The sequence below is a fragment of the Amycolatopsis sp. NPDC047767 genome (assembly GCF_040704195.1).
GTDB lineage: Bacteria > Actinomycetota > Actinomycetes > Mycobacteriales > Pseudonocardiaceae > Amycolatopsis.
The window spans coordinates 359,437-385,760 of sequence record NZ_JBEYSJ010000001.1; the positions used below are offsets into that span (position 1 = coordinate 359,437).

Sequence of the window (26,324 nt, forward strand, 5' to 3'; positions counted from 1 at the left end):
TGGCCACCCCCGAACCAACAAGGACGGCCACCCGAAAACAGAACCTACTTGACCGCCCCCATCGACAACCCTCGCACCAGGTGGTTCTGCGCGAACCACCCCACGATCATCACCGGCAGCGAAGCCAGCAACGCCGCCGCCGACAGCTGTGCCCAGTACAACCCCTCACTGGTGATGAACCCGACCAGGAACACCGGCACAGTCCCAGCCCGAGCCGCTGTCAGGTTCACCGCGTAGAAGAACTCCGTCCAAGAAAAAATCACGCAGATCAAAGCCGTCGCGGCAACACCCGGAGCGACCACCGGCATGATGATCTTTCGCAGCAACGTCGGCAGATTCGCGCCGTCGATGTGGGCCGCTTCGATCATCTCGCCGGGGACCTCGAGGAAGAACGAGCGCATCATCCAGATGGCGAGCGGCAGGTTCATCGACGTGTACAGGATGATGAGCGCCCACACCGTGTCGAGCAGGTTGGTGTTCTGGGAGATCACGTACAGCGGGATGATGGCCGCGACGATCGGCAGCATCTTGGTGGACAGGAAGAAGCTCAGGGCGTTCTTCGTCTTCTTCACCGGCGCCAGCGAAAGCGCGTACGCCGCCGGGATGCCGAGCAGCAGCACCAGCAGCGTGGACACCACCGTGACGAACGCCGAGTTCGCCAGGTACGGCAGGAAACCGCCCTTGAGCACACCCGAGATCTGGTCGAACGTCGGGCTGAAGAAGAGCTTCGGCGGGTCCGTGTAGGCGTCGGATTCCTGCTTGAACGCCGTGAGGATCATCCACAGCAGCGGGAACACGAAAAGAATGGCGACGATCCACGTGGCGACGGTGAGCGAACCCGCCCCGTAGCGGCGCTTGCGCCCGGAAATCCCGGAAACAGCCGTGGTCATTTCGTCCCTCCGTCCACGGAGAACGCGCGGAACATCAGGCGCAGGGCGAACGTCGCGACGATCATCGTGATGATCACGACCACCACGCCCATCGCCGACGACTGGCCGATGTCGAAGCCCTCGAACGCGCGCTGGTAGATGTAGAACGGCAGGTTGGTGCTGGCCGTGCCGGGACCGCCCTGCGTCATGAGGAAGATGGCGTCGAAGCTGTTCACGATGTAGATCGCGCCCAGCAGCGTGGCGAGTTGCAGGAACCGCGACAGGTGCGGCAGCGTGATCGACACGAACGTGCGCCAGCGGCCGGCGCCGTCGACCGAGGCGGCCTCCAGCACGTCCTTCGGCTGGCTCTGCAGGCCGGCGAGCGTCAGCAGCATCATGAACGGCGTCCACTGCCAGATGATCTGCGCCATCACCGCGGCGAGCGGGAACTGCGAAAGCCAGTCGACGTCGGTGCCGAACACGAAGTGCAGCAAGCCGTACGTCGGGTCGAACATCGTGGTCTTCCACAGCAGCGCGCCGGCCGCCGGCAAGATGAGGAACGGCGTGATCAGCAACGTCCGCACGAAACCGCGGCCGACGAACTTGCGGTCCAGCAGGATCGCCAGGCCGAGCCCGAGCAGCAGCGACACGAACACGCACACCACGGTGAGCACCACGGTGTTGAGCAGTGCGCCGAGGAACGTGGTGTCGGTGAAGACGTCGGCGTAGTTCTGCAAGCCGACGAAGTGGAACGAGCCCGGCCGCACCAGGTTCCACGACTGGAACGAGTAGTAGATGGTGAGCAGGAACGGAATCTGCGTCACCGCGATCACGAAGATCAACGCGGGCAGCAACGGCAGGCGCCGCTTGCCGGCCGTCCCGGTGGCCTTCTTGGTGGTGCTCGTACGAGTGCGGGCCGGCGCGGTGCCGGCGGGGACCGAGATCGTACTCATCCCTGCACCTCCTGGTAGGACTTGCCGACCGTTGCGGCGTACTTCTGCGACTGCGCGAGCGCATCAGCCACCGACGTCTGGCCCGCGATCGCCGCGGACAACTGCTGGCTGACGCGCGTGCCGAGGTCCTGGAACTCCGGGATCCCGACGAACTGGATCCCCGGGTACGGCACCGGGCTCACCATGGCTTTCTGCTGGTTGGCGTCGGCGATCCCGTCGAGCGTCGGCTGGGCGTACGCCTTGGCCGCGTCGCGGTACTGCGGGATCTCGTACGTCGACTGGCGGGTGCCCGGCGGTACGCGGTTCCAGCCGTACGTTTCGCCGACCTTCTTCGCGTACGCCTTGTCGGTCATCCACGCCATGAACTTCCAGGCATCGTCCTTGTCCTTGGCGACCTTCGGGATACCCAACGCCCACGTGTAGAGCCAGCCGCTGGCCTGCGTCTTCTCGACCGGGGCCGGCGCGTAGCCGTTCTTGCCGACGACCTTGCTGCTGGTGGGGTCTTCGGTGGTGCCGGTCATCGACGTGGCGTCGTACCACATCGCGGCCTGGCCCTGGGCGTAGCGCGTGCCGCACTCGGAGAACCCCGCACTGGAGGCGCCGACCTCACCGTGGTCGCGCACGAGGTTCACGTAGAAGTTCGCCGCCTGCGTGAACTCCGGGCTGGTGAGCTTGGCGTTCCAATCCTTGTCGAACCACTGCGCACCGAAGGTGTTGGCGACGGTGGTGAACGGCGCGAGGCTCTCGCCCCAGCCCGGCTTGCCGCGCAGGCAGATGCCCGCGATGCCGGCGTTCTTGTCGTCGAGCTTCGCCGCGTAGTCCGCGATCTGCTGCCACGTCGGGTGCGCCGGCATGGTGATGCCGGCCTTCTGGAAGAGGTCCTTGCGGTAGACCACAAAGGACGATTCCCCGTAGAACGGCACCGCGTACATCTGGTTCTCGTACGAGAGCGACTGCCGGATGCTGGGGATGAAGTCGTTCTCGTCGTAGCCCGGGGTGGCCTTCATGTGCGGTTCGAGGTTCTCGAGCCAGCCGTTGGCCGCCCACTGCGGGGCCTCGTAGTTGCTGATCATCACCACGTCGAACTCGCCGCCCTGGGTGGCGGTGGAGGCGGTGATCTTCGCGCGCGCCTCGTTCTCCGGCAGGGAGACGAACTTGAGGTGCACGCCCGGGTTCGCCTTCTCGAACTCACTCGAGAGCGAGATGGCGTCCTTCATCTGGGGGTTCGAGACGATCGCGATGACGAGCGTCCGCCCACCGTTGCCGAACGACCCGGCTCCGGCGCATCCCGTGACGAACAACGCTGTTGCGGCAAGGAGGCACAGGAGTTTACGCACGGCCGCCTCCGGGGAACACCTGGATCTTGAGGCCGGAGCCGCTGCGCATCTTGGCCAGCGCGTCGGGGTACTGCTCCAGCGGAAGGGTGTCGGTGATCAGCGCTTCGGTGTCGATGTAGCCCTTGCTGACGAGGCCGAGGGCGTTGCCGTAGCTGTTGAGCACGGCCATGGAGCCGACGATGGTGATCTCGTCGTTGTAGATGCGGAACGGCGACAGCGCCACGCGGGCCTCGGCAGGCGCGACGCCGAACACCAGCAGACGGCCGCCGCGGCGCAGCGCGTCGAAGGCCGACTCGATGGCGGGGGCGGCGCCGGTGCAGTCGACGGCGGCGTCGTAGAGCTCACCGTCCAAAGCGGACACGTCCTCGGCCACGGCGGTCGCGCCGAGGTCGGTGGCACGCGGCAGGCGGCTCGCGTTGCGGTCGACGACGGTGACTTCGGCACCCGCTCGTTGGAGCAGCTGCTGCATGATCAGGCCCATCGTGCCGGCGCCGACCACGAGGAAGCGTTCGCCCGCCCCGACGCCGATGCGGCGCACGCCGTGCACGGCGCACGAGACGGGTTCGACGAGCGCGCCCTGTTCCCACGTCATCGAGTCGGGCATCTTGTGGCAGGTGTCGGCCGGGACGGCGACGTACTCGGCGAACGCGCCGTTGACGGTGTCGCCGGTGGCGTTCCAGTTTGCGCAGAGGTTGCCGTGGCCGGAGCGGCACGGCGTGCAGTAGCCGCAGTACAGCGACGGGTCGACGGCCACGCGGTCGCCGATCTTCCACTCGCCCGGCACGTCGGCGCCGAGCTCGACGATCTCGCCGGCGAACTCGTGGCCGGGAACGATGGGGTACGGCGTCGGCGGGAAGTGCCCGTCGGCGATGTGCAGGTCGGTCCCGCAGATCCCGCAGGCGCCGACCTTCACGACGACCTGGCGCTCTCCGGGCTTCGGATCGGGAACGTCGCCGACCCGGATTTCCCCGGGCCGGTCCACGATCGCGGCACGCATGCCTCATCCCCTTCCTAGGCGCTCATCTGAGCAGTATTGACGTATCACGCAGCTAATTGGTGGAAGCATTACAGGTGTTTTCTAGGGGTTTCGTCAACCTTTTGGGTGGGATTCTGCGGTATAGTGCTCATATGAGCAGGAAGAAGGCTCGGCCCCTGCTGACCGAGAGCTTGGAGCTGGCCACCATGGCCCGCCGCTTCTACGTGCAGGGCCGGTCGAAACTGGAGATCGCCGAGGAGTTCGGCGTCAGCCGGTTCAAGGTTGCGCGCCTGCTCGACACCGCCCGCGAAACGGGCCTGGTCAGGGTGGAGTTCGACCTGCCGGCGCCGCTCGACGTGGAGCTGTCCGACGAGGTCAGGCGCGCCTACGGGCTGCGGCGCGCTTTGGTGCTCGAACGAGCGGCGGCGAAGGAGCCGCGCGAGGTCGTGCGCAAGAAGGTCGGGACGCTCGCCGCTCACCTCCTCGAGGAGATCGCCCGCCCGACGGACGTCATCGGGCTGTCGTGGGCCCGGTCGGTCAACGCGATGACCGAGGCCATCAGAACACTTCCGCGCTGCCCGATCGTGCAGTTGTGCGGCGTGCAGGCCGGCATGGACATGCGCGGGCGCTCCGTCGAAACCGTGAGCCGCGTGACCTCGGTCTCCGGCGGCGACGCTTATCCGATCTTCGGCCCCCTCGTGCTCCCCGACCGCCGGACCACGGAGATCCTGCGCCACCAGCCCGGCATCGCGGAGACTTTCGGGCAGTTCGGCAAGCTGACCAAGGCCGTCGTGAGCATCGGCGCCTGGCTACCCGGCGAGTCCACCGTCTACGACGCCCTGGACGAAGCCGAGCGCGCCGCCATCGCCGCCCGCGGCGCGACGGCCGAGGTCGCCGCCCGCCTGTTCGACGCCTCGGGCAACGCCCTGTCGACCGGCCTGGCGCACCACGTCCTGGCCATCAGCACGGAAGAACTGCTCGCCGTACCGGAGGTGATCGCCATCGGCTACAGCGCCCCGAAGGCGGCCGCTGTGGACGCCGTGCTGCGGTCCGGCATGGTGTCCACGCTCATCACAGACGCGGCGGCTGCGGTGCCGCTGTTGGAGTTGGCGGAGAAGCGGCCGCTGTCAGAGTGAACTGTCGACCGCGAGCACACCGGCGAGGATGACGAAACAGATGCCGGAGCCGGCGTCGACCTTGCGCTGGGTCCTGGCCTTCACGCCGGCGACGCCGATGGCGCGGCCGACCAGCACGTAGGCGAGGCCGACGACGAGCTCGACCCCGAGGTAGGCGGCGCCGAGCTCGGCTAGCGCGGTCGGGCTGCCGGTGGTGGTGAACTGCGGCAGGAGGGCGGCGAAGAGCAGCAACGCCTTGGGGTTGCTGATCGCGACGGCGAACTCGTTGACCACGACGGCCCGCAGGTTCTTGCTCTTCGGCGGTTCCGGCGCCTGGCTCATCTCGCGGCGGGCGCGCAGGATGCTGCTGATGCCGAGCCACAGCAGGTAGGCGACGCCGATCCACTTGAGGATCGTGAGCAGCTCGGCGGACGCGGCCAGCAGCGTCCCCAGACCGGCCGCGACGAGGCCGATCAGAACCACGAACGCCGCGAACCGGCCGCCGATGCCGGCCATGGCGTAGCCGATGCCGTAGCGGGCGGCGTTGCGCAGGCCGAGCAGCTGGTTGGCGCCCGGGATGAGCGACACCAGGACCGCGGCGGGGACAAAACCGGCCCAGTCGACCATCGCTCGCCTCCTCGGATTTCGTTCCGGGGGACGGTAACCCGCGTTTGTCCGGCAGGGGCTGGGTTTGTGACGAAGCCTTCAGGCGTTCTGGGCCTTGACCACTTCATCCCCGTGATTGTCAGCCCATCGGCCGAACGCCTCGATCGGCCCGAGGAAGCTCTCGCCCAGCGCGGTGAGGGTGTAGCGGCCGTCTACGCGGCGGACGAGCCCGTCGCGCTCGAGGCGGCGGACGGCTTCGGTCAGCACCTTCGCGCTGATCCCGCCGATGCGCGCGAGCAGCTCACCGTGGCGGCGCGGGCCGTGGCGTAGTGCGCTCGCAGCCGGCCGCGACTCAGAACACGTCGCGGGAAGAGCCCACCGGGTTCACAGCTCGCCGATACGCGGACTTGTAACACCAGCGAATCCGCGGACTTCCCGGACCGCCGCGAGCACAAGCAGCCTGCGACAACGCCCGTGGTCGGCTGCACTCCCCTGGCCGCCGGCCGCCTGGAGCGTGCCACGTTGCTGGAAGCGACCGCCGCGTTCGCGATCGGTCTGTGGCGCGCCGGCTTCGACACGCGGGCGGCGTTCGTCTCGGGGTGATCTCAGGGTGTTCACCGGATGTGCCCGCGGTGGTGTCCAGGCGATTGTTACTGGTGTGACAAGGGTTTCGCCGCGGTGGCGGCAGGCGGTGGTGTGGCTGCACGCGGTGTCGTCGATCGCGTGGATGAGCCAGGCGTTCGGGCTCATGACGCTGACCGTCGTGGCGCTGCGGGGCGACGGGACCACCCGCGCCGCCGCGATGAACATGGCGCAGCACCTCGACACGGCGCTGCTGGCGCCCATGGCCAACGCCGCCGCGTTCACCGGCCTCGTCCTGGCAGGCGCGACCGCCTGGGGTTTCTTCCGGCACTGGTGGGTGCTCGTGAAGTTCGGGCTCACGCTCGTGCAGCTGTACGCCGGGATCTTCCTGCTGTCCCCCGCCCTGGAGAACGCCGCCGCGACGGCCACCCCGACGTGGCAACAGGCCGCCGGCGCCGGGCTCATGGCGGGCGGACTGGCCGTGCAGGCGTGGATTTCCGTGGCGAAGCCCTGGTCCCGCACGCCCTGGTCCCCCACCACCAAACCCGCGACGGCGCCCACGTGGGTGTTCGTGGCGGCGATCGTCGCGCCGGTTCTCGACACCACCGCGGGTCTGGTGCTGGGCTACCCGTTGCCCGCGCTGTCGCTGGTGATGCTCGTCGTCCTGCTCAGCGGACGGCGGCAGCGCTTGGTCGTGGCCTGACGCTCGTCTACTCGACGTCCCCACCGCTGGCGGGCTTGGCCTCCACGTCCCCACCGCTCGCCGGCTTCGCTTCCACATCTCCGCCGCTCGCCGGCTTGGCCTCGACGTCACCACCGCTGTTGTTCTTGTCCTCCACCATGGCCCCCTCCTCCTTCTCGGCTCGCCCAAACGTTAGAGCGCACCGGAGGACCCCACGACCACTCAGACAAACCTCACTCAAACGGACGCGGCCGTCAGAGTTGGTTCACGTCCACGATCCGCACCACGGCCGAACCCACCTCGTCCGACGCGCGCAGATCCACCTCCGCGCTGATGCCCCAGTCGTGGTCACCGGCGGGGTCGTCGAAGATCTGGCGGACGCGCCACAAGTCGGCTTCCTGTTCGATGAGCAGCAGCGCCGGGCCGCGGGCGTCGGGACCGGTGCCGAGGGTGTCGTGTTCGTCGAAGTAGTCCTCGATGGCGTCTTCCCAGGCGTCGGCGTCCCAGCCGGTGGCGGCATCGAGCTCGCCGAGGGCGTAGTAGTTGCGGCGGGCGGCGAGTTCGACGCGGCGGAAGAGCTCGTTGCGCACCAAGACGCGGAAGGCGCGTTCGTTGCGGGTGACCGCGGGTGGTTCGGAAGGCGTGCGCTCCAGCGGAGAACCGTCGGCCGACGGGTGCCGCAAGGCCTCCCACTCGTCCAGCAGGCTGGAGTCGACCTGGCGGACCAGCTCGCCCAGCCATTCGATGAGGTCCTGCAGCGCCTCGGTCTTCGCCTCGTCCGGGACGGTGTGGCGCAGCGCGTCGTAGGTGTCCGCCAGGTAGCGCAGCACCAGGCCCTCGGAGCGCGCCAGCTGGTAGAAGCCGATGTACTCCACGAAGTTCATCGCGCGCTCGTACATGTCGCGCACCACGGACTTCGGGGACAGCTCGTAGTCCGCGACCCACGGGTGCCCCTGCCGATAGCTGGCGTACGCCGCGGAAAGCAGCTCCTCCAACGGCTTCGGGTACGTCACCGCCTCGAGCAGCTCCATGCGCTCGTCGTACTCGATGCCCTCGGCCTTCATCGCCTGCACGGCCTCGCCGCGGGCCTTGAACTGCTGCTGCGACAGCACCGGTCGCGGGTCGTCCACGGTGGACTCCACAATGGACACGACGTCCAACGCGTACGACGGCGATTCCACGTCCAGCAGCTCCACCGCCGCCAACGCGAACGGCGACAACGGCTGGTTCAGCGCGAAGTCGAACTGCAGGTCCACCGTCAGCCGCACGATCCGGCCGTCGGCGTCCGGAGTGGACAGCCGCTCCACGACGCCCGCGGCCAGCAGCGCCCGGTAAATGGCGATGGCCCGCAGGATCAGCTTCCGTTGCGTCGGCCGGTCGGAGTGGTTGTCCTCCAGCAGGTGCCGCATGTGGTCGAACGCGTTGCCCGGCCGGGAGATCACGTTCAGCAGCATCGAATGCGACACCTGGAAGCTCGACGTGAGCGGCTCGGGCTCGGCCGCGATCAGGCGGTCGAACGTGCTCTCCGTCCAGTTGACGAACCCCTCCGGCGCCTTCTTCCGGACGATCTTCTTCCTCTTCTTGGGGTCGTCGCCCGCCTTCTCCAGGGCCTTCGCGTTCTCCACGACGTGGTCGGGCGCCTCGACGACCACGTACCCGTCGGTGTCGTACCCGGCGCGCCCCGCGCGGCCGGCGATCTGGTGGAACTCGCGCGCCTTGAGGTGGCGCTGGCGCACGCCGTCGTACTTGGTCAGGGCGGAGAACACGACCGTGCGGATGGGCACGTTGATGCCGACGCCGAGCGTGTCCGTCCCGCAGATCACCTTGAGCAGCCCGGACTGCGCGAGCGTCTCGACCAGGCGCCGGTACTTCGGCAGCATGCCGGCGTGGTGCACGCCGATGCCGTGGCGCACGAGCCGCGAGAGCGTCTTGCCGAAGCCCGCGGAGAAGCGAAAATCACCGATCAGGTCGGCGATCGCGTCTTTTTCGGCCTTCGTCGTGACGTTGATGCTCATCAACGTCTGCGCCCGCTCGATGGCCGCGGCCTGCGAGAAGTGCACCACGTACACGGGCGCCTGGCCGCCGTGGAGCAGCTCGGACATGGTCTCGTGGATGGGCGTGAGCGCGTACCGGAAGGTCAGCGGAACCGGCCGCTGCGCCGACGTCACGACGGCCGTCGAGCGGCCCGTGCGCCGCGTGAGGTCCTTCTGGAAGAACGAGACGTCGCCCAACGTGGCCGACATGAGCACGAACTGCGCGCCCGTCAGCTCGATGATCGGGACCTGCCAGGCCCAGCCGCGGTCGGGCTCGGAGTAGAAGTGGAACTCGTCGGCGACCACCTGGCCCACGGGCGCGTCGGCACCGAAGCGCAACGCGATGTTCGCCAAGATTTCCGCCGTGCAGCAGATGATCGGGGCATCCGCGTTGACGCTGGAGTCGCCGGTCATCATGCCGACCTTGTCGGCGCCGAAGATCTCGATGAGCTGGAAGAACTTCTCCGAGACCAGCGCCTTGATCGGGGCGGTGTAGTAGCTGCGGCGGCCGTGGGCGAGCGCCGTGAAGTGGGCGCCGACGGCCACGAGGCTCTTCCCGGAACCGGTGGGCGTCGAGAGGATCACGTTGGCGCCGGAGACGACCTCGATCAGCGCCTCCTCCTGGGCCGGGTACAGCTGGATGCCCCGCTCGGCCGTCCACGTGGAGAAGGCTTCGAACAGGGAGTCGGCGTCGGGATCCGCTGGCAGGAGGTCTGTGAGTGTCATCGCGGTGCCCATCGTGCCATCCCCGGGCCGCCAGTTCCCCAGGGGCGATCGCGGCTGCTTGCCCCAACCCGTAGGCTTCGCGGTACCGCGCACCGACCGGGGGATACTTCCGGGCGGGCGCGCGTACACGGGCGGTACTCCGGAGGGTTCGCAGAATGGCACAGGACATCATCCCGATCGAGCTCGGGCTGCCGCAGGGCGACGTCGTCACCCTGTGGGCTCCGCGGTGGCGGGAGGACGGCGAGGAGTGGGAAGCGTTCCTCGGCGACGAGGACGACCTGTACGCCTTCCCCGACGCCGCTCACCTGGCCGCTTTCGTGCGCACGTCCGACCAGCACGACCTGCTCGACCACCCGGCGTGGGACGCGGTGCCGGCGCTGAACGTGCCCGAGCTGATCCCGGACGACGACCACTCCTACGACCTCGTCGGCGTGCCCGAGCTGGTCGCCGAGGAGCCCGACTCGTGGACGATCGCGGAGCTCGCGGAGATCGTCGGCATCGTCCGGTCGCTCGCCGACGTCTGCGAGCTCGACGAGGTGCACGAGGTCCTCGACGCGTACGAGGGCTTCTCGCTCCTGGAGCAGGGCCGGCTGCCGTTCACCGGCCGCGAGGGCGAGGCCCTGTGGAACGACCTGTCGAAGGCCGTGTCCGAGAAGTGGGACATCGTGCTCGACGCGATCGACAATCTCGTGACCGTGCCCGAGGTCGACGCCGCCGTGCTGGAGCAGACGGCCGAGGAGCTGGCTGCGTTCCACGAGGAGTCGGCCGAGGCCGAGGCCGCGCAGCCGGAGGACCTCGAAGCCGTGGACGCGCCCGACTCCGATGAGGACGAGGACGACGAGCCGGTCGGCTTCTGGGGCGAGGTCGGCATCGACCCGATCAAGATCGTCACGGCCGGCGCCGAGTACTACACGCTGCGCTGCTACCTCGACGACAAGCCGATCTTCCTCGGCAGCGAGGGCGAGATCGACGTCTTCCCCTCCGAGAAGGCCCTGCTCGCCGCTCTCAAGGACGGCAAGGACGTGGCCGACACCGACCTCGCCGACGTGTCCACTTGGGACGACGTGCTGACCAAGGCCGCGGCGGACGACCTCGAGATCGACATCGATGCCGAGAACACCTACGTCCTCACCGGCCTCGACGACGACATCGCCGCGGGCGTCGAGTCCATCGACCCCAACCAGCTGGAGCTGGCGGTCGAGCTCATCACCGACGCCGCCGACTGGGCCGAGGACGACTCGGTCGAGACCGCCCTGTCCCAGAACGAAAGCCTCGGCTGGCTGGTCTCGTTCGTCCTGCGCCCCGACCCGACCCGCCTCGAGCCGAGCGCGCCGTTCGACACCGAGCAGAGCGCGTGGCGCAAGCTGGTGGAGTCGTTCGAGAACCGCCTGACGGTGGTCTGAACCTCTTGACGCACCGCCGGCGGCCGCACTCGAATCCAGAGTGCGGCCGCCGGCGTCTTTCCAGGCCCGCGTGAGCCCGGCCCACCGCACAACGGTTCGGAATCCGTCCCGCTCAGTGGTGTGCTTCGGCCTCCGCGCGCACCGGCACCACGGCGATCGCCAGCGCCGGGAACACCGCCACCACGCAGAACGCCAGCGCGTAGCGGCTGTCGCCGATCAGGAGGCCGAGCAGGGGTGGCGTGAGGGCCCCCGCGATGTTCTGCGCGGTGTTCTGGGTGGCCATCGCGCGGCCGGACCAGGCGACGCCGGCGAGTTCGGCGGAGGCGGTGAAGCCGAGGCCGTTGTCAGCGACCGTGATGATCGCGGCGAGGACCAGGGCGAGCAGCACGAGCCACAACCAGGTCGCGTCGCCGAGGGCGACGAGCAGCATCACGACCACGCCGGCCATCGCGAGCTGGCGCATCGGGCGCAGGCGGCTGCCGACGCGGTCGGACCAGTAGCCCGATGCCAGCCGGCCCGCCGCGCCGAGCACCTGGGCCACCGCGAGGAACACGCCGGCGCCCGACGGGCTCCAGTGCTGCTGCGACACGAGGTAGACCGGCGCGAACGCCGACACCGTGAACTGCGGCACGGCCAGCAGCGCGCTCGCGCCGTGCACGCGCCACAACCACGGCTTGCGATACGGCGAAGGCGGCTTCGAAGCTCCGGCGGCGGGGCGCGGCGGCCGCGGCGGGTCCATCACGAACACCGCGACCAGCAACGCGACCAGGATCGCCAGCACGGCCGGCAACAGCATCGCGGCCTGGAACCCCCAGCGCGCGGCCAGCGGCGGCAGGCCCAGCGCGGCGACGCCGACGCCCAGTGGCTGGGCCGTCTGCCGGATGCCCATCGCCATGCCGCGCTCGGACTTCGAGAACCAGCCCATCACGACCCGGCCGCTCGCCGCGTTGACCGACGCCGTGCACGCTCCGGCAACAAGGAACACGCCGAAGAGAAGCCCGACCGGGTGATGCCACAGCGCGGCGTACACCAGGAGTAACCCCGAAACGCCAAGTCCGAGGGCCATGATCAGACGCTCTCCGTAACGGTCCGCAGCCGCGCCCCACACGATCAGGGTGAGCAGCAGGCCGATGCTCGGCGCGGCGACGACAGTGCCGGCCTCGGCGAGCGTCAGGTCGTCGGCGGCGCGCATCGCGGGGACCAGGAACGGCAGGCCGTAGAGGAAGGAACAGCTCGCGGTCTGCGCGGCGAGGCCGAGCGCGAGGATGAGCCACCGTCGAGAACTGGGCTTTTCGCGTATCGACTCCCCGGCCGCGACCTGCGACATCTTCCTCACCGTCTCACATATTGAGAATTAGTTCCTACATTCTGAACTTTAGTTGGGCATGCTAACGAACGCAACCACCAGGCGGGCGGTCGCGTTCGGCAGCAAGCGGCGTCAGGCCAGAGCGGCGTACCCGGGCTTGATCACGTCGTTGATCAGCGACAACCGGGCGTCGAAATCGAGGAACGCGGATTTCATGGCATTGATCGTGAACCAGCGAAGATCATCAAGACCGAACCCGAACGTGGTCGCCAGAGCGGTGAATTCACTGGTCATCGTGCATCCGCTCATCAGCCGGTTGTCGGTGTTCACCGTGACCCGGAAGTGCAGGCGGGCGAGCTGCGCGATCGGGTGGTCGGCCAACGAGGAGACGGTGCCGGTCTGGACGTTCGACGTCGGGCAGATCTCCAGGGGTATGCGGCGGTCCCGAACGTAGCTCGCCAACCGTCCAAGGTGGACCGTTCCGTCCGAATCGGTCTTGATGTCCTCGACGATCCGGACACCGTGGCCGAGCCGTTCGGCGCCGCAATACTGGAGGGCCTCCCAAATGGACGGCAAACCGAATGCCTCGCCGGCGTGAATCGTGAAATGCGCGTTGTTCTGACGCAGATATTCGAATGCGTCGAGATTTCGGGTGGGCGGAAAGCCGTCCTCGGGGCCGGCGATGTCGAAGCCCGCCACGCCGGCGTCGCGGTGGCGCACGGCCAGCTCGGCGATCTCGAGCGCGCGGGCGTGCTGACGCATCGCGCAGAGCAACGTGCCGACCTTGATCGCACCGCCCGCGGCGGCCACGCGCTGTGTTCCCTCGTCGAGACCGGTCTGGACCGCTTCGACCACCGCATCGAGTGACAGGCCGCGTTCGACGAACAGCTCCGGTGCGTAGCGCAGCTCGGCGTAGACCACCCCGTCGGCCGCGAGGTCTTCCACAGCCTCGGCCGCGACCCTGACCAGCGCTTCCTCGGTCTGCATCACGCCGCAGGTGTGGGCGAACGTCTCCAGGTAGGACACGAGCGAGCCGGAGTCGGCGGCCTCGCGGAACCAGCGGCCGAGGGCCTCGACGTCGGTGGTCGGCAGGGCGTCGTAGCCCGTCGCTTCGGCGAGCTCGACGACGGTGGCCGGGCGAAGGCCGCCGTCCAGGTGGTCGTGCAGCAGGACCTTGGGGGCTCGGAGCAGGGTCGCTGCGTCGAGCGGGGTTACGTCTGACATGCACCAACGGTAGTCTTGTTGTCATTCCCCTACATGGCGGTAACTCTGAGCGTCGAGGCAACCCTGAGCTTTGACGATCAAGGAAGGAATCGGCCATCCGGGTAACGCCGCCGTTATCCGGTCTTAGCGGGGCCCATACACACAGCAATTTTTCACTGGATAAGCTTCGGGCCACGTCCCTTCCATTTCCCCGCCGACGAAGGACACAGCAGTGACCACTGACAACCACATTGCCGCTCCGTCCTTCGACCGGATGCGCAACATGCTGGTGCGCGCGGCCGAAGTGCGCGAGAGCGAACAGCAGCAGATCTTCGACGCGCTGGACGACATCTACGCGCGCCTCGCCCCGGTCGACTCGCTGGGCGCCGTGCGCAAGCGGCTGTCCGAGATGCCCGACCGCACCGAGGTCGGCGTGATCGCGGAGCGGCTCGACGAGGCCATGACGCGCCTGGAGGCCCAGGACAACGCGATCGCCGCTCTGACCCACGCGGTCGAGAGCATCGTCGACAAGCTGGCCAAGCCGTTCGCGCAGCTCGACGGCCGGCTCGACGGCGTCGCCGCGCGCTTCGAGGGCGTCGCCGGCCGGATGGACGGGCTCGAGGACAAGCTGCAGAACATCCACCGCCGGCTCGACGAGCTGGGCGGCCACCTGGACAAGCAGGACGCGAAGCTCGACTCGATCCCGCAGACCACGCAGGGCCCGGTGCGCGAGCGCATCGAGCTGGCGGAGGCCACCCTGCGCGAGCGCATCGAGATCTCGGACGCCAGCCTGCGCGAGCGCATCGAGACGGCCGACCACGAGCTGCGCACCCGCGTCGACGAGCTCGACCGCGCCACCCGCGAGCGCTTCGGCAGCACCACGGACGCGTTGCGCACCGCCATCACCGAGACCGGCGAGATGGTCGACGCCTCCGAGCGCCTCGAAGGTCTGGTCAACCGCCTCGACACGGTCACCCAGCGCCTCGACGACCTGGGCAACCGCCTCGACAAGGTCGAAGACGGCTTCGTCTCCCAGCTGGGCGACCTGGACGGCTCCATCAAGACCGGCCTCTCCAAGGTCGAGGGCACGCTCGCCAAGCAGCCCGACACCGACTCCGTCGACTCCCTGGTGCGCCGCTCGAACGACGAGTCCGTGCGCCGGATCGGCGGCCAGCTGGACGAGGCCATGGCCACCTTCGCCGAACTGATGCTGGGCGGCGGCCCGGCCGTGCAGCAGATCGCCCCGCCCGCCCCGGCGCCGCGCCAGCCGCGCCGCAGCTCGCGCAACGGCCGGTCCCCGAAGGCGGTGGACCCGAAGGCGAAGAACGGGTCTGAGCCGGAAGACGCTGCTGGTGAGTGAGGTTTAGTCCTCTTGGAGAAAGCCCCTGCCTCGGCGGGGGCTTTCTTCGTCTGGACCACCTGGCGAACGTGTCCCGCAGGCTTCCTGCGGGACACTCTTGTGTTCGGGGCTGGTCCAATCTATCGGCCCCCACCGACAAAAACGGTGGCCAAGGCGATCGGGGGCCGAGTTGTCCACAACTCAGGGATGGTGTGAACAACTCGGCCGCGAGTCAGGAGCGGATGGTCTCCAGGACGATCGGCCCCACAGCCGGAGCCGTGTCCGACACCGAGAAAGCCCCCTCCAAAGCCGCCAGAGCGCCGGCCACTGCGTCAGGTGTGTCGGTGTGCAGCTCCAGCAAAGGCTGGCCGCCGACAACCGGATCCCCCGGCTTCGCGAGGCACAGCACGCCGGCCGCCGACTGCACCGGGTCTTCCTTGCGGGCGCGGCCCGCGCCGAGGCGCCAGGCCGCCACGCCGACCGCGTAGGCGTCCAGCGAGGCCAGCACCCCCGACGAAGGAGCCGGGACCACGTGGACGTGCGCAGGTGTAGGAAGCGGAGCCGAAGGATCCCCGCCCTGAGCGGTGATCATGCGGGCCCACGTTTCGTAAGCCTCGCCCGAAGCCAGTACGGCCGCGGGGTCCACTGAGGACAAACCGGCCAGAGCGAGCATCTCGCGGGCCAGGGCGATCGTCAGGGAGACCACGTCGGCCGGACCGCCGCCCTGGAGGACCGAGACTGCCTCGGCCACTTCCACGGCGTTGCCGACCGCGCGGCCCAAGGGCACGTTCATGTCCGTGATCAGAGCCGTCGTCGCGACGCCGTGAGCCGCGCCGATCGAGACCAGAGTCGAGGCCAGCGAACGAGCGTCCGCCACTGTCTTCATGAAGGCGCCCGAGCCCGCCTTCACGTCCAGGACCAGGCCCGAAGCGCCCTCGGCGATCTTCTTCGACATGATCGACGAGGCGATCAGCGGGATCGACTCCACGGTCGAAGTGACATCCCTCAGCGCATACAGCTTCTTGTCCGCCGGCGCCAAGCCCTCGGTGGGCGCGCACACGACCGCGCCCACCGAAGACAACTGCGCCGTGATCTCGTCCAGCGACAGAGCCGCGCGCCAGCCCGGGATGGACTCCAGTTTGTCCAGGGTGCCGCCCGTGTGGCCGAGGCCGCGGCCGGACAGCTGCGGCACGGCGGCACCGCAAGCGGCGACGAGCGGCGCCAGCGGCAAGGTGATCTTGTCGCCGACCCCGCCCGTCGAGTGCTTGTCCACCGTCGGGCGCCCGACCGGCAGCGACAACCGCGAGCCCGACGCGATCATCGCGCCCGTCCAGCGGGAGATCTCCGAAGGGGCCATCCCGCGCAGGAAGATGGCCATCGCCAGGGCGGCCATCTGTTCCTCGGCCACAACCCCGCGCGTGTAGGCGTCCACCACCCAGTCGATCTGCGCGTCGGACAGCTCGCCGCCGTCGCGTTTGGTTCGGATGATGTCGACCGCGGCGAAGGTCACGGGAGGTCCTCGGGCCCGAAGGCGTCGGGCAGGACGTCGGACATCGGCAGGATTCCGCGTGGCGTGTCGACCAGACAGGCAGACCCGCCCAGCTCGAACAGGATCTGCCGGCACCGCCCGCACGGCATGAGCAGCTCACCCGCGCCGCTGCGGCAGGCGACGGCCACCAAGCGGCCGCCGCCGGACAGCCGCAGCTGGCCCGCCATCGTGCACTCGGCGCACAGACCCAGGCCGTACGAAGCGTTCTCGACGTTGCAGCCCGTCACCATGCGGCCGTCGTCCACGATGCCCGCGACGCCGACGTGCAAGCCGGAGTAAGGGGCATACGCCGAAGCAGCGGCCGTGACCGCGGCGGCCCGCAGCGCGTCCCAGTCGAACGACATCAGTCGCCCTCCCCTCGTCGATACGGTGCGCCGTCGGCCTTCGGCGGACGGAGCCGTTGAGACGCCACCGCCAGCACGATCAGCGTCACGAAGTGCGCCGTGTACGGGATCAGGTCGCTCGGCAACGTGTCGTTGGTCCAGTAGATCGCGTACAGCGCGCCGGCGGCGATCACGCCGAGCGCGGCCGACAGCCAGCGCTTCCGGAACAGCTGCACGATCACGATGATCGCCACGAGGATCACCGCGCCGTACAACAGCGCCAGCACCGCGGTGCCACCGCCGGCGAGCTGCAGGCCGTCCGCGTACCCGAACAGCGCCGCACCTCCGAGCAGGCCGCCCGGGCGCCAGTTGCCGAAGATCATGGCGGCCAGACCGATGTACCCGCGGCCGTTGGTCTGGTTCTCCAGGTAGTCGGCGCCGCCCTTGAGCAGCACCAGCGAAGCGCCACCCATGCCGGCGAAGCCGCCGGAGATCAGCACGCCGAGGTACTTGTAGCGGTACACGTTGACACCCAGCGACTCCGCGGCCACCGGGTTCTCACCGCACGAACGCAGGCGCAGGCCGAACCGCGTGCGCCAGAGGATCCAGTAGCTGACCGGCACCAGGATGATCGCGATCATCGTCAGCGGCGCGATGCCGGTGACCAGGCCACGCAGAATGCCGGCGACGTCGGAGATCCCCACGCGCTGCTCGTTCTCCAGCGTGCCGAGCCAGTCGGACAGGCCCGACGCGGAGTACGTGTCGAACTTCGGCACCGGCGGCGACTGCCGCGGGTTGCCCGAGATCGGCTCGAAGATCAGGTTCGCCAGGTATTTCGCGACGCCCAAGCCCAGCAAGTTGATCGCCACACCGGAGACGATGTGGTTGACGTTGAAGGTCACCGTCGCCACCGCGTGCAGCAGGCCACCGATGGCGCCGAACGCGATCGCCGAGATCAGGCCGACCCACACGCCGCCGTAGTAAGCGCCCCAGGCTGCGCCGAACGTGCCGAGGATCATCATGCCCTCGAGGCCGATGTTGACCACGCCCGCGCGCTCCGACCACAGGCCGCCGAGCGCACACAGCAGGATCGGCAGCGCGAGCCGCAGCGCGGTCGACGCCGTGTTGCTCGACGTCAGCGCCGAAACACCGGTCGAGTACGACGCCGTGGACATCACCGCGATCGCCACGACGGCCCAGATCGCGCCGCGCAGCCAGCCGGGCATCCGCCGCCGGGGCTTCACGGGCTCGGTGATCCCGGAGGCGGGATCCGGCATCGGGAACTCCGTCACCTGGCTCACACCGCACCGCCTTCCGCGACGGACGAACCCTTGCGCCCGTTGCCGGCGAGCGCGCGGCCCACCCTGCGTTGTTCCGCCGCGAGGTCGGCGCGGCGCACGATCTCGTACGCGACGACGACCGACAGCACGATGATGCCCTGCATGATCGTCGCGATCTCCTTGGACACGTTGATCTGCTCCAGCGACACCGCCGAGGTGTCGAGGAACGCCCACAGCAGCGCGCCGAACGCGATGCCGCCGGGGTGGTTGCGGCCCAGCAGCGCCACGGCGATGCCGGTGAAGCCGTACATCTGCGTGGCCGTGATGCCGTAGCTGTAGTCGCGGCCGAGCAGCTCCGGCATGGCGACGAGACCCGCCACCGCGCCGGAGAGCAGCATCGCGATCAGCGTCATCCGCTTCGCGCTCACGCCACCGGCCGCCGCGGCCGTCGACGACTCGCCGCTCGCCTTGAGCTCGAAGCCGAACCGCGTGCGGTTGAGCATGAACCAGTAGGCGATGCCGATCACGATGGCGATGAAGAAGAACCCGAACAGCACGCCCGAGCCGAGCGGGATGCCGGGAATCCGGCCCGACGGCGCGATCGTGCGCGTGCCGATGTTGTTGCCCGTCTGCACGCCGAACTGGTCGGCGTTGACGAGGAACGCGATGATGCCGGCGACGATCGAGTTCAGCATGATCGTCGAGATGACCTCGCTGACGCCGCGGGTCACCTTCAGCACGGCGGGGACCAGCGCGTACAGCGCACCCGACGCGACCGCGACGATCAGGATCACGAGGGTGTGGAGGACCGGCGGCAGTTGCAGCGCGCCACCGATGATCGCGGCGACCACGGCCGCGAACCGGTACTGGCCCTCGACACCGATGTTGAACAGGTTCATCTGGAAGCCGATGGCCACCGCGAGCCCGGACAGGTAGTACACCGTCGCGAGGTTCACCGTGTCCACGGCGGTGGAGCCCTTGAAGAGCTGGCCCACCATGGTCCCGTACGCCTCCAGCGGGTTGGCGCCGGAGATGACGAGCGCGATCGCCGAGAGCAGCACGGCGAACACGATCGCGAGCAGGGGCGGCAGCAGCCGCGTGCGCCACGAAGTCATTACGCTTCTTCACCTTCTTCGGCACCGGTCATGGCGGAACCGAGTTCCTGCGGGGTCACCGTGGCGGGGTTCGCCTCGCTCACCAGGCGCCCGCGCAGCATCACGCGGATCGTGTCGGAGAGCCCGATCAGCTCGTCGAGGTCGGCGGAGATCAGCAGCACCGCGAGCCCGTCGGCGCGCGCCTGCCGGATCTGCTCCCAGATCATGGCCTGCGCACCGACGTCGACGCCGCGCGTCGGGTGCGAAGCGATGAGCAGCACGGGATTGCCCGACAGCTCGCGCCCGACGATCAGCTTCTGCTGGTTGCCGCCCGAGAGCGCGGCGGCCGGCACGTCGATGCCCGGCGTGCGCACGTCGTACTCGCGGACGATGCGCTCGGTGTCGCGACGCGCGCCGGCGATGTCGAGCAACTGTCCACTCGAGACGGGTTTGCGCGTCTGGTAGCCGAGGATCCGGTTGGCCCACAACGGCTGAGTGAGCAGGAGGCTGTGGCGCGTGCGGTCTTCGGCGATGTAGCCGATGCCGGCCTCGCGCCGCGCGAGCGTGCCCAGCTTCACCAGGTCGTGGGTCTTGCCGTCGGCCTCGGCGAGCTCGATGTGCCCGCCGCTGGCCTTGCGCATGCCCATGATCGTCTCGACGAGCTCGGTCTGGCCGTTGCCCTCGACGCCCGCGATGCCGAGCACCTCGCCCGCGTGCACGGTGAAGTCGATATCGTCGAGCAGCTGGAGCGACGAGTTCTCGGCCGTGAGGCTGATGCCGGTCAGGCGCAGCACGCCGCGGTCGGTCACCGTCGACTCGCGCGTCTCCGGGCTCGGCAACTCCGAGCCCACCATCATCTCCGCCAGCTGACGGCTGGTGATGGACTTCGGGTCGACCGTGCCGACGGTGGTGCCGCGCCGGATCACCGTGACGGTGTCGGCGATCGAGCGCACCTCGTCGAGCTTGTGGGAGATGAAGAGGAAGGTGTAGCCGTCGGCCTGCATCTCGCGGACCGTGGCGAACAGCGCGTCGACCTCCTGCGGCACGAGCACCGCGGTGGGCTCGTCGAGGATGATGATCTTCGCGCCGCGGTAGAGGACCTTCACGATCTCCACGCGCTGGCGGTCGGCCACGCCGAGCTCCTCCAGCAACGCATCGGGCTTGGCGCGCAGGCCCGTCTGCTCGGAGAGCTTCTTGAGCCGGGCGCGCGCCGCGCCGCCGATGCCGTGGAGGGCCTCGGCGCCGAGGAACACGTTCTCGGAGACGGTGAAGTTGTCGGCGAGCATGAAGTGCTGGTGCACCATGCCGATCCCGGCCTGGATGGCGTCCTGCGGGTTGCGCAGCTTCACCTCGGTGCCGTTGATCGCGATGGTTCCCTCGTCGGGCTGCTGCATCCCGTAGAGGATCTTCATCAGGGTCGACTTGCCCGCGCCGTTCTCGCCGCAGAGGGCGTGCACCTCGCCCGCGGCCACGGTGAGGTTGACGTCGGAGTTGGCGACCACACCCGGGAAGCGCTTGGTGATCCCGGTCAGCTGGACGGCCGTCGTGCCCCGGTCGGGGACGGCATCGGCCTCGGCAGTGCTCATTGCTGGGGCATCCAGTTCTGTCGAAACGCGTGAGGGCTCGGAAGGAAGATCCTTCCGAGCCCTGGCACGTGGCGGGTACTACTTGGCCGGCTTGTCCGAAACCTGGATGGCGCCCGAGATGATCTGGGCCTTGTAACCGTCCAGCACGTCCTTGATGTCGTCGACCTTGCCGCCGGAGGTGGCGTAGCCGACGCCGTCGACCTTCAGGTCGAAGCGCTTCGGCAGCACGCTCAGGTCGCCCTTCGCGTCGGCCTGCAGGAAGTCGAACACCGCGACGTCCACGCGCTTCATCATCGAGGTGAGGATGATGTCCTTGTCCGCGGCGACCGTGGCCTGGTTGTACTGGTCGGAGTCGACCCCGATGGCCAACGCCTTGCCCGACGTCTTGGCGGCGTCGAACACGCCCTTACCGGAGGCACCGGCGGCGTGGTAGATCACGTCCGCGCCGTTGTTGATCTCGGCGGCGGCCTTGACGTTGCCCTTGGCCGGGTCCTGGAAACCGGAGAAGTCACCGGCCGGCGTGAGGTACTCGTCCTCGATCTTGACCTTGTTCGACACGGCCTTGGCGCCCTGCAGGTAGCCGGCCTCGAACTTCTGGATCAGCGGCGTGTCCACGCCACCGACGAAGCCGATGTGGCAGTTCTTGCTCTTGTAGACCGCGGCGACGCCGGCCAGGAACGAGCCCTGTTCCTCGGCGAACACCAGCGGCGTCACGTTGGGGAGCTTGATCGTGTCGTCGTCGACGATCGCGAAGCGGGTGTTCGGGTGCTTCGGCGCGACGGCGGCCACCGACGGCGCGTAGGCGAAGCCGACCGCGATGATCGGGTTCAGGCCCTGCGACGCCATCTGCTCGAGCCGCTGCTGCTTGGCCGACTCGCTCTCGCTCGGGCTGGCCGTGCTCTCGCTGACGGTCGTGATGCCGAGCTCGGACTTCGCCTTGTCGACGCCGGCCGCGGCCGCGTCGTTGAACGAGGCGTCACCCCGGCCGCCGATGTCGAACGCCAGGCCGACCTTGAGCTTGCTGCCGTCCACCTTCTCGCCGGACGAGCTGCTGGTCGTGGCTGCCGCCGGAGCCGCGGGCGGCTTCGGCGCGGTGACGCAGCTCGAGTCCGAGCTGCCGGCCGCGGCCGTGTTGTTGCTGCTGCCCCCGCCGGTGTCCTTCGCGCACCCTGCCAAGGTGAGGACCCCGGCCATGGTCGCGGCGGCCAGCGCGGTTCCACGCATGCGACGCAACGTGTGTCTCCCTCCCCGCTGATCCAGCGGACTAAGTGGAAGCGACCCGGCAGTTCTTCGTCAGTGCCGAGTTCAACCGCCAGACCGTACCCAACCGCCAGACAACCGCCATAGGAAAGGCACGCTACGTAACACAAACGTTTACTCAGCGGTCTGATTCGCGACCGATCGTGTACTTACGGTGATCAACTGAATCAGGCAAGTGCTCACCAGCTGTCACAGTCCGGGGCACCGCGGCCCGTCGTCGCCGCGCGACGGAACCCGTCCGGACGATCTTCGTCCACCGCCCGGCGAAGGCCTCGCCGGACGGGCGTTGCGGACATCACGAAACCCGTTCGGGCCCGGCTGGTTTTTCACTCGCGACCGGATCCGGTTCCGGTCTGCTGAATCGAATCGACCGGGCCGGGAGCCCCAGGTCGGATTCGCCCTGGACCGCCCGTGGAGCGTGGCCGGCGCCACACGTCCGAGTGGTGCGGGACGCTCGGGGTGTCTGGTCCATCACAGAGACGAACCCGGAGGTGAGCCGGGTCCAGATGGCGGGTCTAGCATCCTTTCATCCACGCTCGATGGCCTTAGATCTCGGCACCGCTGCCGGCGTTGTCCCCAGTGGACCGACGCTGAAGCGGGTGCGGACCTCACCGGTCAGCCGGGCACAACAGATGACGTTGGAGGCCGTTCACCGATGTCCACCACGGCGAGCACTGCCACCGAGGCAGGAGCGAGCGATCGGGCGGGTGCCTCACGCCGGCAGGGGACCTTCTACCGGGGCGACCCCGGCATGTGGTCCTGGGTACTGCACCGCATCACCGGCGTGCTGACATTCTTCTTCCTGTTCGTGCACGTGCTCGACACCGCGCTCGTCCGCGTGTCGCCGAACACCTACGACCAGGTGATCGAGACGTACAAGACGCCGCTCGTGAACCTGCTCGAGGTCGGTCTGGTCGGGGCGGTCCTCTTCCACGCCCTCAACGGCGTCCGCGTCATGCTGGTCGACTTCTGGTCCAAGGGCCCGAAGTTCCAGAAGACAATGCTGTGGGTGATCGGTGTCGTGTGGGTCGTCGTGATGATTCCGGGTGCGTTCTTCATGCTGAAGCGCACGGTCGAGACGCTCTTCGGGGGTAACTGACCATGGCCGACTCGCTCGTCATCGAATCGCCGCGCACCCCCAAGCGCCCGGCGGCCCGCCGCAGCAACTTCGAGCTCTACAGCTGGCTGTTCATGCGCATCTCGGGCCTCGCGCTGATCATCCTGGTGCTGGGCCACCTGCTGATCATGAACATCCTCGACGGCGGTGTGCACCGCATCAACTGGGGCTTCGTCGCCGGTCGCTGGGCTTCGCCGTTCTGGCAGTTCTGGGACCTCGCGATGCTGTGGCTCGCCGAGATCCACGGCGGCAACGGGCTGCGCACGATCATCGACGACTACGCCCGCAAGGACTCCACGCGGTTCTGGCTGAAGATCCTGCTGTACGTCTCGATGGTCCTGATCCTGGCCGTCGGCACGCTGGTGATCTTCACGTTCGACCCCGAGATGCCCGCCAGCTAGGCGCACCCACCACATACAGTGCTCGATTCCTGATAAGCGGAGCAATCCCTATGCAGTTCCACAAGTACGACGTGGTGATCGTCGGCGCCGGCGGCGCCGGCATGCGCGCGGCCATCGAGGCCGGCCAGCGCGCCCGCACCGCGGTCCTCACGAAGCTGTACCCGACGCGGTCCCACACCGGCGCCGCCCAGGGCGGCATGTGCGCCGCGCTGGCGAACGTCGAAGAGGACAACTGGGAGTGGCACACCTTCGACACCGTCAAGGGCGGCGACTACCTCGTCGACCAGGACGCCGCGGAGATCATGGCCAAGGAGGCCATCGACGCGGTCCTCGACCTCGAGAAGATGGGCCTGCCGTTCAACCGCACGCCCGAGGGCAAGATCGACCAGCGCCGCTTCGGTGGCCACACCCGTGACCACGGCAAGGCGGCCGTGCGCCGCGCCTGCTACGCCGCGGACCGCACCGGCCACATGATCCTGCAGACGCTGTACCAAAACTGCGTCAAGTACGGCACGGAGTTCTTCAACGAGTTCTACGTGCTCGACCTCGTGACCAGCGAGGACGAGAACGGCAACCCGATCGCGTCGGGCGTCGTGGCCTACGAGCTGGCCACCGGCGAGCTGCACGTGTTCCAGGCCAAGTCCATCGTGTTCGCCACCGGCGGCGCGGGCAAGATCTTCAAGACGACGTCGAACGCGCACACCCTCACCGGTGACGGCCTCGGCATCATCTTCCGCAAGGGCCTGCCGCTGGAGGACATGGAGTTCTTCCAGTTCCACCCGACCGGCCTCGCGGGCCTGGGCATCCTGATCTCCGAAGCCGTCCGCGGCGAGGGCGGGATCCTGCGCAACGCCGACGGCGAGCGGTTCATGGAGCGCTACGCCCCCACCATCAAGGACCTCGCGCCGCGCGACATCGTCGCCCGCTCGATGGTCCAGGAGGTGCTGCAGGGCCGCGGCATGGGCCCGAACAAGGACTACGTGGTCCTCGACGTGACGCACCTGCCGGTGGAGGTCCTCGAGACCAAGCTGCCGGACATCACCGAGTTCTCGCGCACCTACCTCGGCGTCGACCCGGTGAAGGAACCCGTGCCGGTGTTCCCGACCTGCCACTACGTGATGGGCGGCATCCCGACCAACATCCACGGCGAAGCGCTGCGGGACAACGAGAACGTGATCCCGGGCCTGTACGCGGCCGGCGAGGTCGCGTGCGTGTCGGTGCACGGCTCGAACCGCCTGGGCACCAACTCGCTGCTCGACATCAACGTGTTCGGCCGCCGCGCCGGCATCGCGGCCGCGGAGTACGCGCTGGCACACGAGCACGTCGAGCTGCCGGAGCTGCCGACCAAGCTCGTCGAGGACCAGATCGCCGGCCTGCTGTCGGAGCACGGTGACGAGCGCGTCGCCGACATCCGCAAGGAAATGCAGCAGACGATGGACTCGCACGCCTCGGTGTACCGCACCGAGGACACGCTCAAGCAGGCGCTGACCGACATCCAGGCGCTGAAGGAGCGGTACACGCGGATCACCGTGTCGGACAAGGGCAAGCGGTACAACACCGACCTGCTCGAAGCCGTCGAGCTGGGCTTCCTGCTGGAGCTGGCCGAGGTCCTGATCGTGGGCGCCCTGGCGCGCAAGGAGTCGCGCGGCGGCCACGCCCGCGAGGACTACCCGAACCGCGACGACACGAACTTCATGCGCCACACCATGGCGTACAAGCAGGGTGAGGGCCTCTCGGCCGACATCCGCCTCGACTACAAGCCGGTGACCTTCACGCGTTACGAGCCGATGGAGCGGAAGTACTGATGACTGCGGCAACCACCGAAGAAGCACCCGCGGCCTCGCAGGACCACACGCCGATCACGGTCACGCTGAAGATCCTGCGCTTCAACCCCGAGGTCGACACCGAGCCGCACTGGGAGTCCTACGACGTCCCGGCGCAGCGCACCGACCGGCTGCTGAACCTGCTGTTCTACGTCAAGGACTACATCGACGGCACGTTCTCGTTCCGCCGGTCGTGCGCCCACGGCGTGTGCGGCTCGGACGCCATGCAGATCAACGGCATCAACCGGCTGGCCTGCAAGGTGCTCATGAAGGACCTGCTGGAGACCGGCGGCAAGAAGACCACCATCACCATCGCCCCGATCAAGGGCCTGACGACGTTGAAGGACCTCTACGTCGACATGGACCCGTTCTTCGAGGCCTACCGGTCGGTCAAGCCGTACCTGATCAACTACGGCCACGAGCCCTCCCGCGAGCGCATCCAGTCGCAGGCCGACCGCGACCGCTTCGACGACACCACCAAGTGCATCCTCTGCGCCTGCTGCACGTCGTCCTGCCCGGTCTACTGGAACGACGGCTCGTACTTCGGCCCCGCCGCCATCGTCAACGCGCACCGCTTCATCTTCGACTCCCGCGACGACGCGGCCGAGGAGCGCCTCGACATCCTGAACGACTCCGAGGGCGTCTGGCGCTGCCGCACGACCTTCAACTGCACGGACGCTTGTCCGCGCGGGATTCAGGTGACCAAGGCGATTCAGGAAGTGAAGAGGGCGCTGCTGTTCAAGCGCGTCTGAGAATTTCGT

General features: G+C 68.4%; 24 protein-coding genes and 1 pseudogene. 9 read left to right on the forward strand and 16 right to left on the reverse strand.

Features of this window, described 5'->3' with window-relative positions:
- Positions 1 to 44: 44 nt before the first annotated feature.
- Genes AB0878_RS01785 through AB0878_RS01800 form a run of 4 tightly spaced genes read right to left on the reverse strand, consistent with a single transcriptional unit; the run spans position 45 to position 4,156 of the window.
- Positions 45 to 890 (reverse strand): carbohydrate ABC transporter permease, encoded by an 846-nt coding sequence (locus AB0878_RS01785; RefSeq protein WP_366575545.1) that lies wholly within the window; start codon positions 888 to 890, stop codon positions 45 to 47.
- Positions 887 to 1,822, reverse strand: coding sequence for a sugar ABC transporter permease (locus AB0878_RS01790; RefSeq protein ID WP_366575547.1), 936 nt, complete (start codon positions 1,820 to 1,822; stop codon positions 887 to 889). Before AB0878_RS01790 ends, AB0878_RS01785 begins: the two co-directional genes overlap by 4 nt.
- Positions 1,819 to 3,159: a sugar ABC transporter substrate-binding protein gene (locus AB0878_RS01795; RefSeq protein ID WP_366575548.1), complete on the reverse strand. Its 1,341-nt coding sequence runs from the start codon at positions 3,157 to 3,159 to the stop codon at positions 1,819 to 1,821. The genes AB0878_RS01790 and AB0878_RS01795 overlap by 4 nt, the downstream gene beginning before the upstream one ends.
- Positions 3,152 to 4,156 carry a zinc-dependent alcohol dehydrogenase family protein gene (locus AB0878_RS01800; protein ID WP_366575550.1) on the reverse strand — a complete coding sequence of 335 codons (1,005 nt, stop codon included), beginning with the start codon at positions 4,154 to 4,156 and terminating at the stop codon, positions 3,152 to 3,154. Before AB0878_RS01800 ends, AB0878_RS01795 begins: the two co-directional genes overlap by 8 nt.
- A 131-nt stretch (positions 4,157 to 4,287) precedes the next feature.
- On the opposite strand from AB0878_RS01800, the gene AB0878_RS01805 reads away from it, so the two are divergent.
- Positions 4,288 to 5,271, forward strand: coding sequence for a sugar-binding domain-containing protein (locus AB0878_RS01805; protein ID WP_366575552.1), 984 nt, complete (start codon positions 4,288 to 4,290; stop codon positions 5,269 to 5,271).
- Here AB0878_RS01805 and AB0878_RS01810 read toward each other — a convergent pair.
- Complete coding sequence (locus AB0878_RS01810) at positions 5,263 to 5,877, reverse strand: LysE family translocator (protein WP_366575554.1); 615 nt, start codon at positions 5,875 to 5,877, stop codon at positions 5,263 to 5,265. The two genes, AB0878_RS01805 and AB0878_RS01810, sit on opposite strands and share 9 nt — an antisense overlap.
- Before the next feature lie 78 nt (positions 5,878 to 5,955).
- Positions 5,956 to 6,177: pseudogene (locus tag AB0878_RS01815) on the reverse strand (helix-turn-helix domain-containing protein); the annotation flags it as partial.
- 153 nt (positions 6,178 to 6,330) lie between these two features.
- Between AB0878_RS01815 and AB0878_RS01820 the strand changes: the two are divergent.
- Entirely contained in the window at positions 6,331 to 6,459 is a 129-nt protein-coding gene (locus AB0878_RS01820; RefSeq protein ID WP_366575556.1) for a hypothetical protein, read from the forward strand.
- A 55-nt stretch (positions 6,460 to 6,514) separates the two neighbouring features.
- Positions 6,515 to 7,141, forward strand: a complete 627-nt coding sequence (locus tag AB0878_RS01825; protein WP_366575558.1) for a hypothetical protein — start codon at positions 6,515 to 6,517, stop codon at positions 7,139 to 7,141.
- Between the two features lie 7 nt (positions 7,142 to 7,148).
- On the opposite strand, the gene AB0878_RS01830 is transcribed toward AB0878_RS01825, so the two are convergent.
- Complete coding sequence (locus AB0878_RS01830) at positions 7,149 to 7,280, reverse strand: hypothetical protein (RefSeq protein WP_255638653.1); 132 nt, start codon at positions 7,278 to 7,280, stop codon at positions 7,149 to 7,151.
- Between the two features lie 94 nt (positions 7,281 to 7,374).
- Positions 7,375 to 9,879 carry a DUF3516 domain-containing protein gene (locus AB0878_RS01835; protein WP_366575560.1) on the reverse strand — a complete coding sequence of 835 codons (2,505 nt, stop codon included), beginning with the start codon at positions 9,877 to 9,879 and terminating at the stop codon, positions 7,375 to 7,377.
- Between the two features lie 155 nt (positions 9,880 to 10,034).
- On the opposite strand from AB0878_RS01835, the gene AB0878_RS01840 reads away from it, so the two are divergent.
- Entirely contained in the window at positions 10,035 to 11,282 is a 1,248-nt protein-coding gene (locus AB0878_RS01840) for a primosomal protein (protein ID WP_366575562.1), read from the forward strand.
- A 112-nt stretch (positions 11,283 to 11,394) separates the two neighbouring features.
- Here AB0878_RS01840 and AB0878_RS01845 read toward each other — a convergent pair whose 3' ends face one another.
- Positions 11,395 to 12,609, reverse strand: a complete 1,215-nt coding sequence (locus AB0878_RS01845) for an MFS transporter (protein ID WP_366575564.1) — start codon at positions 12,607 to 12,609, stop codon at positions 11,395 to 11,397.
- 111 nt (positions 12,610 to 12,720) lie between these two features.
- The gene (locus AB0878_RS01850; RefSeq protein WP_366575566.1) at positions 12,721 to 13,812 is read right to left on the reverse strand and encodes an adenosine deaminase; all 1,092 of its coding nucleotides are present in this window, start codon (positions 13,810 to 13,812) and stop codon (positions 12,721 to 12,723) included.
- A gap of 211 nt (positions 13,813 to 14,023) precedes the next feature.
- On the opposite strand from AB0878_RS01850, the gene AB0878_RS01855 reads away from it, so the two are divergent.
- Entirely contained in the window at positions 14,024 to 15,151 is a 1,128-nt protein-coding gene (locus tag AB0878_RS01855; protein ID WP_366575567.1) for a PA containing protein, read from the forward strand.
- 211 nt (positions 15,152 to 15,362) lie between these two features.
- Here the strand turns inward: AB0878_RS01855 and AB0878_RS01860 are convergent, their stop codons facing one another.
- The 6 genes from AB0878_RS01860 to AB0878_RS01885 all read right to left on the reverse strand — a co-directional run bounded on the left by AB0878_RS01860 (position 15,363) and on the right by AB0878_RS01885 (position 22,186).
- Positions 15,363 to 16,640, reverse strand: coding sequence for a thymidine phosphorylase (locus AB0878_RS01860; RefSeq protein WP_366575569.1), 1,278 nt, complete (start codon positions 16,638 to 16,640; stop codon positions 15,363 to 15,365).
- Positions 16,637 to 17,026 (reverse strand): cytidine deaminase, encoded by a 390-nt coding sequence (locus tag AB0878_RS01865; protein ID WP_366575953.1) that lies wholly within the window; start codon positions 17,024 to 17,026, stop codon positions 16,637 to 16,639. The genes AB0878_RS01860 and AB0878_RS01865 overlap by 4 nt, the downstream gene beginning before the upstream one ends.
- Positions 17,023 to 18,279 carry an ABC transporter permease gene (locus AB0878_RS01870; RefSeq protein WP_366575955.1) on the reverse strand — a complete coding sequence of 419 codons (1,257 nt, stop codon included), beginning with the start codon at positions 18,277 to 18,279 and terminating at the stop codon, positions 17,023 to 17,025. Before AB0878_RS01870 ends, AB0878_RS01865 begins: the two co-directional genes overlap by 4 nt.
- Before the next feature lie 20 nt (positions 18,280 to 18,299).
- Positions 18,300 to 19,397: an ABC transporter permease gene (locus tag AB0878_RS01875; protein ID WP_366575571.1), complete on the reverse strand. Its 1,098-nt coding sequence runs from the start codon at positions 19,395 to 19,397 to the stop codon at positions 18,300 to 18,302.
- Entirely contained in the window at positions 19,397 to 20,962 is a 1,566-nt protein-coding gene (locus AB0878_RS01880; protein WP_366575573.1) for an ABC transporter ATP-binding protein, read from the reverse strand. The genes AB0878_RS01875 and AB0878_RS01880 overlap by 1 nt, the downstream gene beginning before the upstream one ends.
- A 78-nt stretch (positions 20,963 to 21,040) precedes the next feature.
- Positions 21,041 to 22,186, reverse strand: coding sequence for a BMP family ABC transporter substrate-binding protein (locus AB0878_RS01885; protein ID WP_366575574.1), 1,146 nt, complete (start codon positions 22,184 to 22,186; stop codon positions 21,041 to 21,043).
- A 691-nt stretch (positions 22,187 to 22,877) separates the two neighbouring features.
- On the opposite strand from AB0878_RS01885, the gene sdhC reads away from it, so the two are divergent.
- The 4 genes from sdhC to AB0878_RS01905 are packed head-to-tail and all read left to right on the forward strand — an operon-like array spanning position 22,878 to position 26,315.
- A complete protein-coding gene (gene sdhC, locus AB0878_RS01890) occupies positions 22,878 to 23,321 on the forward strand; it encodes a succinate dehydrogenase, cytochrome b556 subunit (protein ID WP_364181685.1) in 444 nt (147 codons plus the stop codon).
- 2 nt (positions 23,322 to 23,323) lie between these two features.
- Entirely contained in the window at positions 23,324 to 23,740 is a 417-nt protein-coding gene (locus AB0878_RS01895; protein WP_220246220.1) for a succinate dehydrogenase hydrophobic membrane anchor subunit, read from the forward strand.
- A gap of 50 nt (positions 23,741 to 23,790) precedes the next feature.
- A complete protein-coding gene (sdhA, locus tag AB0878_RS01900) occupies positions 23,791 to 25,545 on the forward strand; it encodes a succinate dehydrogenase flavoprotein subunit (protein ID WP_366575576.1) in 1,755 nt (584 codons plus the stop codon).
- Positions 25,545 to 26,315: a succinate dehydrogenase iron-sulfur subunit gene (locus tag AB0878_RS01905; RefSeq protein WP_366575578.1), complete on the forward strand. Its 771-nt coding sequence runs from the start codon at positions 25,545 to 25,547 to the stop codon at positions 26,313 to 26,315. Before sdhA ends, AB0878_RS01905 begins: the two co-directional genes overlap by 1 nt.
- The last annotated feature ends 9 nt before the right edge of the window (positions 26,316 to 26,324 follow it).